Annotated in this window: 14 protein-coding genes; 2 read left to right on the top strand and 12 right to left on the bottom strand. The window is 66.2% G+C overall.

Going from position 1 to position 14,289, the window contains the following annotated elements:
- Window positions 1-11: 11 nt before the first annotated feature.
- The 3 genes from CK221_RS26220 to exbB are packed head-to-tail and all read right to left on the bottom strand — an operon-like array spanning window position 12 to window position 2,477.
- On the bottom strand, window positions 12-989 hold the full coding sequence (locus CK221_RS26220) for an energy transducer TonB (RefSeq protein WP_095779816.1): 978 nt from the start codon (window positions 987-989) through the stop codon (window positions 12-14).
- Complete coding sequence (exbD, locus tag CK221_RS26215; protein ID WP_095779815.1) at window positions 986-1,471, bottom strand: TonB system transport protein ExbD; 486 nt, start codon at window positions 1,469-1,471, stop codon at window positions 986-988. Before exbD ends, CK221_RS26220 begins: the two co-directional genes overlap by 4 nt.
- Window positions 1,472-1,478: 7 nt before the next feature.
- On the bottom strand, window positions 1,479-2,477 hold the full coding sequence (gene exbB, locus CK221_RS26210) for a tonB-system energizer ExbB (RefSeq protein ID WP_245430751.1): 999 nt from the start codon (window positions 2,475-2,477) through the stop codon (window positions 1,479-1,481).
- 185 nt (window positions 2,478-2,662) lie between these two features.
- Here exbB and CK221_RS26205 point away from each other — a divergent pair, with 185 nt between their 5' ends.
- The gene (locus CK221_RS26205) at window positions 2,663-3,337 is read left to right on the top strand and encodes an isochorismatase family cysteine hydrolase (RefSeq protein WP_095779814.1); all 675 of its coding nucleotides are present in this window, start codon (window positions 2,663-2,665) and stop codon (window positions 3,335-3,337) included.
- Between the two features lie 204 nt (window positions 3,338-3,541).
- Here CK221_RS26205 and CK221_RS26200 read toward each other — a convergent pair whose 3' ends face one another.
- Window positions 3,542-4,480 (bottom strand): LLM class flavin-dependent oxidoreductase, encoded by a 939-nt coding sequence (locus CK221_RS26200; protein WP_095779842.1) that lies wholly within the window; start codon window positions 4,478-4,480, stop codon window positions 3,542-3,544.
- A 152-nt stretch (window positions 4,481-4,632) separates the two neighbouring features.
- Complete coding sequence (locus CK221_RS26195; RefSeq protein ID WP_082953811.1) at window positions 4,633-4,782, bottom strand: hypothetical protein; 150 nt, start codon at window positions 4,780-4,782, stop codon at window positions 4,633-4,635.
- Window positions 4,783-5,051: 269 nt separating this feature from the next.
- Between CK221_RS26195 and CK221_RS26190 the strand changes: the two genes are divergently transcribed.
- Complete coding sequence (locus CK221_RS26190) at window positions 5,052-5,819, top strand: SDR family oxidoreductase (protein WP_095779813.1); 768 nt, start codon at window positions 5,052-5,054, stop codon at window positions 5,817-5,819.
- 163 nt (window positions 5,820-5,982) lie between these two features.
- Here CK221_RS26190 and CK221_RS26185 read toward each other — a convergent pair whose 3' ends face one another.
- The 7 genes from CK221_RS26185 to CK221_RS26155 form a co-directional block, all read right to left on the bottom strand.
- On the bottom strand, window positions 5,983-6,927 hold the full coding sequence (locus tag CK221_RS26185) for an ABC transporter permease (RefSeq protein WP_095779812.1): 945 nt from the start codon (window positions 6,925-6,927) through the stop codon (window positions 5,983-5,985).
- Window positions 6,924-7,979, bottom strand: coding sequence for an ABC transporter permease (locus CK221_RS26180; RefSeq protein ID WP_095779811.1), 1,056 nt, complete (start codon window positions 7,977-7,979; stop codon window positions 6,924-6,926). The genes CK221_RS26185 and CK221_RS26180 overlap by 4 nt, the downstream gene beginning before the upstream one ends.
- Window positions 7,980-8,009: 30 nt before the next feature.
- Complete coding sequence (locus CK221_RS26175; RefSeq protein WP_095779810.1) at window positions 8,010-9,521, bottom strand: ABC transporter ATP-binding protein; 1,512 nt, start codon at window positions 9,519-9,521, stop codon at window positions 8,010-8,012.
- Between the two features lie 161 nt (window positions 9,522-9,682).
- Entirely contained in the window at window positions 9,683-10,708 is a 1,026-nt protein-coding gene (locus CK221_RS26170) for a BMP family protein (RefSeq protein WP_095779809.1), read from the bottom strand.
- A 146-nt stretch (window positions 10,709-10,854) separates the two neighbouring features.
- The gene (locus tag CK221_RS26165) at window positions 10,855-11,802 is read right to left on the bottom strand and encodes an ABC transporter permease (protein ID WP_095779808.1); all 948 of its coding nucleotides are present in this window, start codon (window positions 11,800-11,802) and stop codon (window positions 10,855-10,857) included.
- 3 nt (window positions 11,803-11,805) lie between these two features.
- Window positions 11,806-12,780 carry an ABC transporter permease gene (locus CK221_RS26160; protein ID WP_066998246.1) on the bottom strand — a complete coding sequence of 325 codons (975 nt, stop codon included), beginning with the start codon at window positions 12,778-12,780 and terminating at the stop codon, window positions 11,806-11,808.
- 1 nt (window position 12,781) lies between these two features.
- A complete protein-coding gene (locus tag CK221_RS26155) occupies window positions 12,782-14,245 on the bottom strand; it encodes a sugar ABC transporter ATP-binding protein (protein ID WP_066998249.1) in 1,464 nt (487 codons plus the stop codon).
- Window positions 14,246-14,289: the final 44 nt, after the last annotated feature.

Here is a 14,289-nt window from a genome sequence, read left to right as displayed (position 1 = left end):
CGGCGGGGCATCTAATCGCGCAGGCTGAAGACGAAAGGCGCGGTGCGGGTGACGTGGGCGCCGAGTTCGGCCGGCGGCGCCGGCACCGACGCGCCCTGCAACACGCCGAGCGCGGCGCGATCGAGATCCGGATCGCCCGAGGATTGCGCCAGCCGGGCAGAGACCACCCTGCCGGAGACGTCTACCGTGAAGGTTACAGTAGGCGTGCCCTCGACGCGCCTGGAGCGCGCCGCGTTTGGATACCGGGTATTCCGCCTGATCCATGCCGCCAAGCTGGAATTCCAGCGCGACGGGCTGACGCTCGATCGCGACACCGACTCGGAGGATTGCGGCGCGGCGGCCTTCGCGCCTGGGTTGGCATCGATGCTGGCCATCGTCACGGCCTTTGGCGGCCTGGCCTTTGCCCTTTTCCTCTGGTTCGGCTTTTCGACCGGCTTCTTTTCCACTTTTTTCCTCGCCTCGACGGGCTGGCTTGCCTTCGGCTGCGCCTCGACAAGCTTTGGCTGCGGCAGTGGAACGACGACGTCGGGAGTAACTGCCTCGACAGGGTCGGGCACGACCTCGTCCAGCGGCGGCCGCTCGCTGAGCGCAGCTACTGTCTCCGCCGGTTCGGCCTCCGCCGCCTTGTCGGAAACGACCGGCGGCTCGGCGACCGGCTCGACCCTTTTCATGACCGGCGCCGGATCGGTCACCGGTTTCACTTCGCTGACCGCCGGCGCCTCCTCGATTGCATCGGGCGGCTCCGGCGTGACCGTGTCCAGCATGGCCGCCTCTTCCGGCACGGCAGGCGTCGTCGGCAGCGGCGCCATTTCGACAGCCAGCGCCGGCGGCGGGCCGCCGTCCGGCACCTCGGTAAAGCTCAGATTCTGCACTGCATAAGCGACCGCGACATGTGCGGCGAAAATAACCGTGGCCGCGCTTGCCCACAGACCGGCTTCGCGGAAGCCGAAGCGTGGCTGGGTGGACAAGGCGGCGATCGCTTGCGTCATTGCGCCGCGCTTCCGCTTGTCGCCGGCGCGGAGGTGGCGCCCGCGGCCGCAGCCCCGGTGCCGGACGCCGTCTCCAGCCCGACCAGGGCGATCTTGAGGTAGCCCGCAGCGCGCAGCAGGTTCATTACCTCCATCAGCTCGCCATAGCCCACCGTCTTGTCGGCGCGCAAGAAGATGCGCGTCTGCTTGTCGCCCTTGGTGCGGCTGTGGAGCACGGTGGCGAAGCTCGGTCGCGGCACAGCCTCATTGCCGATCGCCAGAGAAAGATCGCTTTTCAGCGTCAGGAACAGCGGTGTCTCCGGCCGTGGCGCCGGCGTCGCCGTCGACCCGGGCAGGTCGACATTGACGTCGACGGTCGCAAGCGGAGCCGCGACCATGAAGATGATCAAAAGCACCAGGATGACGTCTATGAACGGGGTGACGTTGATCTCGTGGCTTTCCTCGAGATCGTCGCCGGCCGTCTCGCGAATCCGCGCCGCCATTGGCCGCTCACTCCGCTGCCAACGCGGTTGCCGGCGGCACCGTGCGAAAATCGAGGTCGCGGCTGACCAGCCGCTCGACGCCTGCCGAGACGTCGGCGAGGATCTGCCTGTAGCCGGCTATCGATCGCGCGAAGACATTGTAGATCACCACCGCCGGGATCGCAGCCACCAGACCCATTGCCGTGGCGAGCAGGGCTTCGGCGATGCCCGGCGCCACCACCGCAAGATTGGTGGTCTGCGCCTGCGAGATGCCGATGAAGGCGTTCATGATGCCCCAGACGGTGCCGAACAGGCCGACGAAGGGCGCCGTGGAGCCGATGGTGGCGAGCAGGCCGGTGCCGCGCGACATGCGCCGGGACGCTGCCGCCTCGATGCGCGACAGCCGCGAGGTGACGCGCTCCTTCAGGCCATCACCTGATGCATGGTCCAGCGCGCCCGCCGAAAGCGCGCGCTCTTCCTCCGCCGCCCGCACCAGCAGCGCGCCCGGGCCACCGCTGTGGCCGAGCGCGCGGCCGGCCTGCATCAGCGTCGCGGCATTGCCGATCGCGTTCGCCGCGCGCCGCGCCTTGAGCTTGCCGCCGACGATCTCCAGCGACTTGGCGAGCCAGATCGTCCAGGTGACCAGAGAAGCGAAAGCAAGTCCGACCATCACCGCCTTCACCACGATGTCGGCGTTCATGAACATGCCCCAGGGCGACAGGTCATGCGGCAGCGTCAGAGCAATGGCGGAAGGCTCTTCGCCCCCAGCAGTGCTCGGCGCCGGCTGAACGCGCGGTTCGGTCGGTGCGGCAGCGGTTGGTGCCTCCGTCGCCGGGGCCTGCGCCCCGGCCGGGGCCTGAGCTGGCTGCGCGGCCGCCGGAGCTGTCATGGGCTGCTGAGCAGGCGCTTGTGCAACCGGTACCGCGGGTGCAGCCTGCTTCTGTGCCGCCGCGATGTCGGGAAGGATCGAGCCGGCCGCAAGAATGGCGAACGCGGCCAGCACCACAAAAAAAAAGTTCCGGGACAAGGCTAGTCCTCGCGTCATCATTGCACGCCAATGCCGTCTGACTAGAAAACATGAGTTAGAGAGTCAACTATTAAGATCTTCCATCATCAACAAATAATCCGGGTCGGCGCATAGGGACTCCGTGAGGCCTGGACTGCGACGCCGTCGCTGGGCCACCATGCCAGCCGCAACCGAGGCAGCAGGCGATGATCAAGGCGACCCCGTTCGACTTCCCCTATGACGGCAGGCTGGTGCCGCAAAACACCGCCCTGCTCGTGATCGACCTGCAGGAGGATTTCCTGTCGCCGACAGGCTATTTCGCCAGGAAAGGTTACGACCCTTCGCCGCTGCGGGCCATTCTGCCGACGGTGAACCGGCTGATTGCGGCGGCGCGCGCCGCCGGCCTTGCCATCGTCCACACGAGACAGGGCTACCGCGCCGACATGGCCGACATGACGGCCTACGAGAAATGGCGCCGCAAGCGGGCGGGACTGGACGGTACCGACATCCTGCTGCGCTCCAGCCCAGGCTTCCAGATCGTCGCCGACATAGAAGTCGGGCCGGAGGACATCATCGTCGACAAGACCTGCAACGGCGCCTTCACCTATGCGGATCTGGAACTGGTGCTGAGGGCGCGCGGCATCACCCATCTGATGTTCACCGGCTGCACGACCGATGTCTGCGTTCACACCACGCTGCGCGAGGCCTGCGACCGCAATTTCCAATGCCTGACGATTGCGGACGCCTGCGCCAGCGGCGACGGCCGGGCGCACGAAGCCGCGCTCGATATGGTGACGGTCGAGGACGGCGTCTTCGGCGCGCTGGCGAGCTCGGAGGCGGTGATCGCCGCGCTGTCGCGGATCGCAGAAGAACGGAATTGATATCGGTCGAAGGCCGCCCCGCCATTCTGGTCACCAGCCCGGATCGTCCGGACGCGCTTTTTCATCCTCATCGATTGGGAGAACGGCCGGATTGCCGGCATCCGCGATTTCCTCTTCGCCGACTATGTCATGGATGGCGTCGATTATGTCCCGTCCTGATGAAACCGGCATCCGCAGCGGCCGGTCTCACCGCCATCCGCGATTTCACCGAAGGTGTGCCCCGGTGAACGAGCGCGACGCGAACGTTCCTGGCGCCAGGGTGTCGGCGTCGCACCGAGCCAGCGAATTCGCGATCGGCGTGACCGTTTCGCGGCCGATCCGCGCGATCTCGCTGGAACGGTCGATACCGCCGATCATGAATTCCTCGATGCCTAGCGCGGCATAGGGCAACAGCGAGAGCGCAAGCCGCGCCGGCGGCCCCGCGACCTCGACCGCCTTGTGGTCGGAAGCGCCGGACCAGCCTTCGGGGCGAATGCGGACGGGAAGCGCGAAGCGCAATCTGCCGGCGCGGCCGTGCTCGGCTGCAGCGCCGCGCACACGCTGCATCAGCTGCGCGACTTCGTCCGGCGAGCCGGCCGCCAGCTCGAATATATCGGCATGCCGGCCGGCGACCTTCAGCGCGGTGCCGGACTGGCCGCCGAGCCGGATGGTGAGGTCGCCGCCATGCGGGCCCTTGCGCGGCACGTAACCGCCTTTGACGCTGTAGAAGGCGCCTTCATGGTCGAAGGGCTCGTCGTTCGACCACAGCCGCTTCAGCAGCACAAGATATTCGTCGATGCGCTGCCAAACCACGCTGTGGCCGACCGGCCGCGCCTCGGCATCACTGTCCTGGAGCGGCTCGCTCAGCATCCTGAGCGACAGGCGGCCGCCGCCTCTCAAGTCGAGCGCCGCGAGCTGCCTTGCCGCCACGGTCGGCTCGACCACACCGGCCCAGTGCGTCAGCACCACTTCCAGCGCCGGGGTGCGGTCGAGCGTCTGCGCGGCGATGTCCATGTTGGCGAGCAGGCCGGCCGGATCGTCGATCACCAGCTTGCGGAACCCCGCATCCTCGATCAGCGACAGCTTGGTCGCCGTCTCGGCGAAATCGTAGAAGAAGCTGCCATTCGCAGGCTTACCGGGAACATGCGTGAACTCGATCGGCATTGCCATCTCCTCCGTCACGTTGGCTTGCCCCGCTCCACCTCGAACAATCCAATGCGCGCAGGCGCGCCGATGCGCCTGGCGCTCGGCCAGTTATCTTCTCCGGTTACTCCAACTCAGATTTTTGGACGGGGGGGCCGTAGGCCCCGGCTCTGTCAGGGGATGATCCCAAGCACCACCGCGCCGGTGAACACGAATGCCAGCGCGAAAACGAGATAGGCGAAGGTTCCGCCATAGGCGGGCCTCCAGCTCTGGTCGGCGGTCAGCCTCTGGCCCTTGCGCTGAGCATTCTGCATGTAGGTCATGGTCGAACCTCCGTCTCGGCCATTAATCTATAAAGATAGTAGACTTTGTCGAGTGCTATTTTTCGCCTGTTTTTGGAAGGACGTCCTCGGAAGCGGCAACTTGAGGGGCGTTTATTCTCAGCCGAGATCGAAAAACGTGCGGGGATGCGCCACCGGAGGATCCGACAAAATGCCTGTAGCTCCGGCAAACGGCCTCGTTCAAGCGCTTGGCTATTCGGTACGCGAGGGAATAGCATCAAAATAGTCTCACAGGACTCAGGGAGAGCAATATGGGTGGAAGGCTGGCGGGCAAGGTCGCCATCATCTCGGGCGGCGCGACGGGCATGGGTGGAGCGGCTTCCGAGCTGTTTGCCGCCGAAGGCGCCAAAGTGGCGATCATCGACCGCAATGGCGATGCCGCCGGCAAGACCGCCGCGGCGATCCGCGCGCGCGGCCATGTCGCCGAGCATTTCGTAGCCGACGTTTCCGACGAGGCGCAGGTCGAGGCGGCGGCGAAGGCGGCCGCGGAAAAATTCGGCCCCGTTACCGTGCTGTTCAACCACGCCGGCACCATCGTGATTAAACCCTTCTTGGAGACGACTCTGCAGGAATGGGACTGGCTGCACGCCGTCAATGTGCGTTCGATGTTCCTGATGACGCGCGCGGTGCTGCCCGGCATGATCGCCGCCGGCGGCGGCTCGATCGTCTGCACCTCGTCGATCTCGGCGGTGGCGGCGACGCCGAACGAAGTGCTCTATGACACCACTAAAGGCGCCTGCCACATGTTCGCGCGTGCCATCGCGGTGGAGTTCCGCGATCGCAACATCCGCTGCAATGCCATCTGTCCCGGCTTCATCCGCACGCCGCACGGAATGCGCGAGGTCGCCGACCTCGGCAAGCTCGGCGTCGATGTTTCCGATGCCGCCATGGCCGCGCAACAGGGCCGCATCGGCGAGCCGGAGGAAGTGGCCAAGGCGGCGCTGTTCCTGGCGAGCGACGAATCGAGCTTCGTCAACGGCGCGCATCTCTTCGTCGACAACGCCTTCACGGCGATCTGAGGCGTCCCACGCTGGGCGCCTTTCCTCTACCCCGTCGATCGGGGGAGAGGTGTCGAGCGCAGCTCGACGGAGTGGGGGGTCGACCCTTGGCGGTGCAGGAAGGTTCTTGCACCTTGATCCGTTGGGGGAACCACCTTGCAACCGTCTAGGAAAGAATCCTACCCTACCGTTCCTCGCGTCGAAACGGCTTCAGCAGCGCCGAAGGCGCGACCGCGTTGCGCGAAATGAAGGCCATGGCGACGATGGTGAAGATGAAGGGCAGCATCAGGAAGGCTTCGTAAGGGATGTGCCCGAGGCCGCTGGCCTGCATCCTGAGCTGCAGCGCGTCGACGAAGGCAAAGAGCAATGCCGCGCCCGCCGAACGCCACGGGTCCCAGCGGCCGAACACCACCAGCGCGATCGCCACCCAGCCGCGCCCCGACACCACGCCGAAGGTGAAGGCGTTGAACTGCGCCATGGTGAGAAAGGCGCCGGCAAGACCCATCAGCGCGCCGCCGAGGATCACGGCCTGGAAGCGCGTGGCGATCACGCTGACGCCGGCGGAATCCGCCGCGCGCGGGTTCTCGCCGACCATGCGCACCGACAGCCCCCAGGGCGTGCGGTAGAGCACGAAGGCGGCAAACGGAACGGCGATGATCGCGAGATAAACCAGCGTGAACTGGTTGAACACCGCCGGCCCCAGGATCGGAATGTCCGACAGCAGGGGGATCGGCGCCGGCTGAAAGCCCTTGATGCTGGGCGGCACCGATTGCTGGCCGAAGATCAGCCGGTAGAGGAAATAGGCGAGCCCAGAGCAGAACAGCGTCACGCCGATGCCGCAGACATGCTGGCTGAGGCCCAAGACCACCGTGAACAGCCCATGCAGCGCGCCCATCGCCGCCCCGACAAGCACGGCCACCAGCACGCCCAGCCACAGGCTGCCGCTCAGGCTCGCGGCGGTGAAGCCGGCCATGGCCGCCAACAGCATGATGCCTTCAATGCCGAGATTGAGCACGCCGGCCCGCTCGGAAAACATCTCGCCTAGCGTGGCGAAGGCGAGCGGTGTGGCGATACGGATGATGGCGGCGAGGAAGCCGACCTGAAAAATCTGCTCGAACACCGCGCTCATACGGGCGCCCCCACGCGGCGGATGCGGTAGGCGGTGAAGAGCAGCGCTACCAGCATCGCAAGCAGCGCCGTACCCTGGATGACCTCACTGAGGAAGGCCGGCACGCCGGTGGCGCGCGACATCGCCTCGGCGCCGGTCATGACCGCGGCAAGGAAGATCGCGGACGGCACGACGCCGAGCGGATTGAGCCTGGCGAGCATGGCGACGACGATGCCGGAATAGCCGTAGCCCGGCGAGATGTCGCTCATCACCTGGAAGTGGACGCCACCAACCTCGCCGACGCCGGCCAGTCCGGCCAGCGCGCCGGAAAGCAGCGCGGTGGAGAGCAGCACGCGCTGGGTATTGATGCCGCCATAGCGGGCCGCCTCCGCATTCTCGCCGGTGACGCGGATGCGGAAGCCGAGCGTGGTGCGCGCGATCAGGAACCAGCAGACGGGCGCTGCGATCAGCGCCACGACGACGCCGATATGCAGCCTTGTGCCTTCGATCAGCACCGGGAAATTGGCGGAATCCTCGATTGGCGGCGAGATCGGATAACCGGAAAAGGTGTCCTTCCACGGCCCCTCGATCAGCGCCATCAGCGCGTAATAGATGACCGAGTTGAGCAGCAGCGAGCTGACCACGTCGTCGACCTTGAATTTGACGCGCAACGTCGCCGGCACCAGCGCGACGAGGGCGCCGGCCGCCGCGCCGGCCAGCGCCATCAGCAGCATGGCGAGCGGTCCCGGCATCGGGATGGCGCCTACGGCACAACTCGCAACCGCGCCGGCGAGCAGCTGGCCTTCGGCCCCGATGTTCCAGAATTTGGCGCGGAAGGCGATCGCCACCGCAAGGCCGGTGAAGATCATCGGCGCGGCGCGAACCAGCGTCTCGGTGATGGCGTAGCTGTCGCCGAGCGAGGCCGAGAGCATCACGCCATAGGCCTCGATGACACCGGCGCCGGCGACAGCGATGAGACCGCTGCACAAAACCAGCGCGACGGCGATGGCGAGCAGCGGCAGGGCGAGATTGAACCAGGCCGGCGTCGACGTGCGGACTTCGAGACGGAACATCAGGCGTGCTCCCGAGGCAATTCCATCGCTCTACGCCCTCCCCTCCGCGCCGGTCATCAGCAGCCCAAGCCTCGCGACGGTGGCCTCCGAGCCGGAAAGCGTGCCGGCGATGCGGCCTTCGTACATCACCGTGATGCGGTCGCAGAGCATCAGCAACTCCTCGAGATCCTCGCCAATCACGATGATCCCGCAACCCTTGGCACGCATGGCGAGGAACTTCTCGTGGATGAACCGGGCGGCGCCGATGTCGAGGCCGCGCGTCGGCTGCGAAACGATCAGCACCTTCGGATCGAAGGCGAGCTCGCGCGCCAAAAGCGCCTTCTGCAGATTGCCGCCGGAAAGCGCGCCGGCGCGCGTCATGGGGCCGGGACAGCGTATATCATAGGCCTTGATCTGCGCCTCCGCGAAGGCGCGGATCGCGGCCGGATCGAGCAGTCCCTTGCGGCTGAAGGCCTCGGTGCCGATGCGGGGCAGCACCATGGAGTCGGCTAGAGGCAGGTTGGTGACCAGCCCGGTCGTCATCCGGTCCTCAGGAATGCGGCCAAGGCCGAGCGCCTGCAGCTCGCGCGGCGAAAATTGCGCAACTGCTTTGCCGGCTATCGTCATCGAACCGGCACTCGGCGACAGCATGCCGGAGATCACATCAGCCAGCGCCCGCTGGCCATTGCCGGAGACGCCGGCAACGCCGAGGATCTCGCCGCCGCGGACGAAGAGCGAGACCTCGCGCAGCGGCGTGCCGCCATGACCTGAGGTGGAGACGCCGTCGAGCGTCAGCACGGGCGCGCCAGGCGTCGAGACCTCCTTGATCGGCGGCATGATTTCGTGGCCGCACATCAGCTTGGCCATCTCGGCCGAGGTGGTTCCTGCCGGATGATCGACGCGGCCGGCGACCTTGCCATGCCGAAGCACGACGCAACGATGGGTGAGCGCCCTGACTTCGTTGAGCTTGTGCGAGATGAAGATGATGCCGAGCCCTTGCGCCGCCATCGAGCGCAGCGCGGCGAAGAGGCCATCGACCTCGCTGGGCGCCAGCACCGCCGTCGGCTCGTCGAGGATCAGGAGCCTGGCGCCGCGAAAGAGCGCCTTGATGATTTCCAGCCGCTGCTGCTCGCCGATCGAGAGCGCCGAGACCGGCAGGCCGGGATCGAGATGTAAGCCATGCTGGCGGCCGATCTCCTTCAGCCGCGCCAGCCCGCCCGTGCGGTCGATGCGGCCGGACTTGCCGGCAATGCCGATCAAGAGGTTTTCCAGCACCGTCAGCCGTGGCGCCAGATGGAAATGCTGATGCACCATGCCGATGCCGGCCGCGAGTGCATCGGCCGAATTGTGGATGGCGACCGGCCTGCCCTCGATGAGGATCTCGCCGGCATCCGGCGCATAAGCGCCGAACAGCACGTTCATGAGCGTCGTCTTGCCGGCCCCGTTCTCGCCGAGCAGGCCAAGGATCTCGCCGGGGGCGACGCTGAGATCCACGGCCTCGTTCGCCTTGACGGCGCCGAAGCTCTTGGTGATGCCGCGCATTTCGATCAGAGGGACGGGCAAGGGTGCTCCTAATATCCCTCCCTTGAGGGGAGGGTGGCCCGCAGGGCCGGGTGGGGTCGCCCGCGAAGCGCTCCATCTTCAGTCGTCAAGGTTGAGCGGTTGAGACGACCCCTCCCGCCTCGCTTCGCCCGGCACCCTCCCCGCAAGGGGGAGGGTACTGGTCAATCCGACACCGGCGTGTTCTCGTCGACGTCGACGCGGAAATTGCCTTCCAGGATCTCGGCTCTCTTCTTGGCGACCAGGTCCTTAACCTCGGCCGGCAGCGTCTTCTCGAACTTGTGATAGGGGGCGAGATCGGAGCCGCCCTTGGCCATGCGTGAGAAGTCGCCATAGTCCTGCGCGGTGAAGACGCCCGCCTTGACCAGCTTGATCGCCTGCTCGACCGTCGGATACATATTCCATACCGGGCCGGTGATCACCGTGTCGGGTCCGAGGCTCGACTGATCGGACATGTTGGAGATGGCGTAGATCTTCTTTTCGACCGCCGCCTCGATGACGCCGAAACGCTCGGCATAGATGACGTCGACGCCGGCATCGATCTGCGCGATCGCGGCCTCCTTGGCCTTCGGCGGATCGAAGAAGGAGCCGATGAAGGCGACCTTCCGCTTGATGTTTGGATTGACCTCCTTGGCGCCGGCGAAGAAGGCGTTGACCAGCCGGTTCACTTCCGGAATGCCCATTGCCGCGACAGCGCCGATCGTGCCCGACTTCGACATCTTGCCGGCGATCAGCCCGGAGAGATAGGCCGGCTCGTGGATCCAGTTGTCGAAGACGCCGAAATTGGGTTCGGCAGGCCCGGCGCCGGAGCCGAACAGCCAGGCCGTCTTCGGAAACTGTTTTGCCGTGCGCCGCGATTCGCGCTCGGCGGCGAAGGCGTCGCCCAGCACCAACTCGTAGCCGCCTTGCGCATATTCGCGCATCACGCGGCTGAAGTCGGCGGTCTGCACCTTCTCCGACCATTTGTATTCGATGCCCAGCTCCTTCTCGGCCTTCTGCAGGGCGACATGGATCTGGTTGTCCCAGGGCTCCTCGATCGGCGTCGCGAAGATCGCCGCCACCTTCAGCTTCTTGTCCTTGGCGAAGGCCACGCCGGGCAGCGCCGCCGCGGTCAGCCCGAGGGCGCCGAGTTCCAGCACATTGCGCCGCGACAGGCCGGCGCGTTGCGTTTTGCGATGATCGTTTTCCATTGAAATCCCCTCTGCTCGACGACCGTGTCGAGCCGGCCGTTCAAAACATGTCAGACGGGAGGACTATGGAACGACGCCCGACCTTTGTCCACATGGTCAAATTTGGCTGGAGAGACCCCGCAGAGCGACCCCCTCCTCGCGACTTGTCACCGCACAGCCTTCTCGCCACCCGCCGCCGTGATCACCCCGACGATGATCAGCCCGGTCAGCACCAGCCGCACGCCGGCGCTTACGCCGAAGGTGTTGAGCATGGTGAGCAAAAGCACCAGGAACAGGCCGGCGCCCCAGACGCCGGGCACGTTGGCCTTGCCGCCGGCGACCGAGGTGCCGCCGATGACGACGACCGCGATGGAGGCGAGCAGATATTCATTGCCGATATCGACATTGGCGCCGCGGAAATAGCCGGCAAGCAGCGCGCCGTCGATGCCGCCCAGCGCGCCGCAAAGCGTGTAGGTGAGGAAGCGGATGCGGCCGACATTGACGCCGGCCAGCCAGGCGGCGCGGATGTTCTGCCCGATCGCCAGCACCGAGCGGCCATAGATCATGCGCTGCAGCGCCAGCGCCGCGGCGATGGTGAAGACCACCGTCAGTATCGCCAGCACCGGGATCCCCAGCACCTGCCAGTTGGTGAAATCGGCAAAGCCCGGCGGCGGCTTGATCTGCAGGCCGCGCCCGTAGCTGATGTCGACCGACTGGATGATGAAGCTTGCCGACAGCGTCGCGATGATCGGCGGAATCCTGAGCGCCCAGATCAGCAGATAGTTGATGGCGCCGATCGCCGCGCCGCAGGCGAGCGCCGCCAACAACCCGACGACGATCATCGAATCGCTGCCGCCCATAACCTTCATCGCCACCGCGCTCGCCAGTCCGATATTGGCGGGCAGCGACAGGTCGACATTGCCGGGGCCGAGCGTGATGACGAACATCTGGCCGACGCCGACGATGACGGTGAAGACGGCAAGCGAAAGTGCCGCCGTGACCATGCCGCCGGCGCCATAGCCGCCGGTGAAGGCGACGGTCGCCACCCACACGAGAACGGCGCCGACGAAGGACCAGAGCCAGGGTTTTTCAAGCAGCATCCGGACAGAGGTCATCGTTCACCTCTCCCTGCGGCTGATCAGCACCCGGGCCGCCAGCACGATGATCAGGATCGCGCCATTGGCGGCCACTTGCCAATCGGGCGGGATGTGCATGAAGGTCAAGAGCGGCGAAGCGGCCAAAGCCAGCGTCAGCGCGCCGATGACCGCGCCGATCGGCGACACCCGGCCGCCGACGAACTCGCCGCCGCCAAGGATGACGCCGGCAATCGAAAGCAGCGTGTAGCCGTTGCCGATATTGGCGTCGGCCGAAGTGGTGATGCCGATCAGCGCCATGCCGGAAAGCACGCCGAACAGGCCCGTCAGCGCGAAGAGCACGATTTTTGTCTTGAGCAGCGACCAGCCGGCGCGCCTGAGCGCCGCGGCATTGCCACCGGAACCGCGCAGGATGACGCCATATGAAGTGCGCATCAGGCCAAAATGCACGATCGCCGCGATGAGCAATGCCGCCAGTATAGGGAACGGGATATAGGGCGGCTTGAAAGACATGATCGCCAGCAGCCAGTCCGGAGCCTTGCCGCCCGGCTTCGGCAGGATAAGGATAGCCAGCCCCTGCCAGACGAAGCTCATGCCGAGCGTCACCACGATCGAGGGCAGGTTGCGCAGATGGATCAGCGCGCCGAGCAGCGCGTAGACGCCGATTGAACCGAGCAGCACAGCGACACCGATGAGCGGCGCATCCCTGAGCCAGGTGGCGGTGACGCAGCCGACAAAGCCGACGAAAGTGCCGATCGACAGATCGAGCTCATTGCCGGCGATGACGAACATCTGCGCGATCGTCGCCAGCGCGATCGGGATCGCCAGGTTCAGCATCAGGTTGAAGCCGAAATAGCTGATGGCGCGCGGGTTGAGCCAGGCGATGGCCATCAACACCAGCGACAGCGACAGCGCCGGCAGCAGGCTGCGCAGCATGCGTGCGCGGGCCGCGCTGCCGCGGGAGGATTTCGGGAGCGTGCCGGGAGCGATCGCCGTCATCTCAGGCCGTGTCGCCGAACGAGGACTGGATGATCTTCTCCTCCGTCAGTTCGTCGCGTCCGAGATTGGCGACGATGCGGCCGTTCTTGAAGACATAGACATGGTCGCAATTGTCGAGCTCTTCGGTTTCGGTCGTGTACCAGAGGAAGGTGCGGCCCTTTCCGGCCTCCTCGCGCACGAGGTCGTAGACTTCGAGCTTGGTGCCAATGTCGACGCCGCGCATCGGATCGTCCATCAGCACGATCTCGGCATCGGAGCCGAGCGCGCGCGCAAACAGCGCCTTCTGCTGATTGCCGCCCGACAGCGAATAGATGTTGTTGTTCATGTCCGGCGTGCGGATGCCGATCTTCTTCTTCCAGAATTCGGCCAGCTCCGCCTCGCGCTGCGGCGAGATCAGCAGGCCGTCGCGCAGGCGCTGAAGCGAGCGGATGCCGATGTTCTGGGCGATCGACCATTGGGCGAAGATGCCGTCCGCCTGGCGGTCGCCGGCGACCAGCGCCACCGGCGCCGTCACTTCGATGCCGGCCCTGTCGCGCGAGGCGGCCGAGAAGATCGCGAGCAGCAGGTCCGTCTGGCCATGCCCGGCGAGTCCGGCAAGGCCGATGATCTCGCCGGCGCGGGCGACAAGCTCCTTGCCATCCTGCTGCCGCGCCGGGCGCGCCCGCACCCTGAGCGCCCCGACCGCGACCTTGCGGGTCTCGGCGGCGGCCTTCTGATGTTCCCCGGCGCCGCCCATCGCGGCGACCAGCTTGTCCCGGTCGAACGCGCTTGCGGCGTCGGCGGCGACCACCTTGCCGTCGCGCATCACCACGATGCGGTCGGCATTCTGCAGCACCTCGCCCAGCACATGGGAGATCAGGATGCAGCTGCCGCCCGCGGCGACGAAGCGGCGCACGAATGAAAGCAGCTGGCCGGCCGTGTGCGCATCGAGCGACGAGGTCGGCTCGTCGAGGATGACCAGATGCAGCGGCTCGCGGGTCAGCGTGAAGGCGCGCGCCACCTCGACCATCTGGCGGCGTCCGATCGACAGATCGCCGGCAATGTCGTCCGCCGCGATGCCGTGGTCGGGAAAGATCTCGTCGAGCTTGGCCTGGATGAGATCGGCGGCCTTGCGCCGCCAGCCGAGCCCGCTGAGCGAGGGATGGTTGATGCGCGTGTTCTCGGCGACGCTGAGGTTTGGGCAGAGCGACAGCTCCTGGAAAACGCAGCGTATGCCGAGCTCGAGCGCGCGCGCCACGGAATAGCTCGCTTCCTGATTGCCGCGCACCGCGATCTGCCCGCCATCGGGCCGCAGCGTGCCCGCAACCATATGCATCAGCGTCGACTTGCCGGCGCCATTGTGCCCGACCAGCCCGACGCATTCGCCGGCGCCGACATGGAAGTCGACGCCGTTGAGCGCGCGGACGGCGCCGAAGTGCTTTTCGGCGCCGTCCAGCCTGACGATGTCTGCAATAGCCTGGAGCATCCTCAACGATATCCGGTCGGCGATGCGGCTGGCAACGTCGCGCC

It is taken from the genome of Mesorhizobium sp. WSM3868, from assembly GCF_002294785.1.
Classification (GTDB): Bacteria; Pseudomonadota; Alphaproteobacteria; order Rhizobiales; family Rhizobiaceae; genus Mesorhizobium.
This window is presented reverse-complemented; position numbering and strand designations above follow the sequence as displayed.

Excerpts from the sequence above, each read along its gene's own strand:
- CK221_RS26220 (WP_095779816.1), bottom strand. The coding sequence starts at position 989 with ATGACGCAAGCGATCGCCGCCTTGTCCACCCAGCCACGCTTCGGCTTC.
- exbD (WP_095779815.1), bottom strand. The coding sequence starts at position 1,471 with ATGGCGGCGCGGATTCGCGAGACGGCCGGCGACGATCTCGAGGAAAGC.
- CK221_RS26205 (WP_095779814.1), top strand. The coding sequence starts at position 2,663 with ATGATCAAGGCGACCCCGTTCGACTTCCCCTATGACGGCAGGCTGGTG.
- CK221_RS26200 (WP_095779842.1), bottom strand. The coding sequence starts at position 4,480 with ATGCCGATCGAGTTCACGCATGTTCCCGGTAAGCCTGCGAATGGCAGC.
- CK221_RS26195 (WP_082953811.1), bottom strand. The coding sequence starts at position 4,782 with ATGACCTACATGCAGAATGCTCAGCGCAAGGGCCAGAGGCTGACCGCC.
- CK221_RS26190 (WP_095779813.1), top strand. The coding sequence starts at position 5,052 with ATGGGTGGAAGGCTGGCGGGCAAGGTCGCCATCATCTCGGGCGGCGCG.
- CK221_RS26185 (WP_095779812.1), bottom strand. The coding sequence starts at position 6,927 with ATGAGCGCGGTGTTCGAGCAGATTTTTCAGGTCGGCTTCCTCGCCGCC.
- CK221_RS26180 (WP_095779811.1), bottom strand. The coding sequence starts at position 7,979 with ATGTTCCGTCTCGAAGTCCGCACGTCGACGCCGGCCTGGTTCAATCTC.
- CK221_RS26170 (WP_095779809.1), bottom strand. The coding sequence starts at position 10,708 with ATGGAAAACGATCATCGCAAAACGCAACGCGCCGGCCTGTCGCGGCGC.
- CK221_RS26165 (WP_095779808.1), bottom strand. The coding sequence starts at position 11,802 with ATGACCTCTGTCCGGATGCTGCTTGAAAAACCCTGGCTCTGGTCCTTC.
- CK221_RS26160 (WP_066998246.1), bottom strand. The coding sequence starts at position 12,780 with ATGACGGCGATCGCTCCCGGCACGCTCCCGAAATCCTCCCGCGGCAGC.
- CK221_RS26155 (WP_066998249.1), bottom strand. The coding sequence starts at position 14,245 with ATGCTCCAGGCTATTGCAGACATCGTCAGGCTGGACGGCGCCGAAAAG.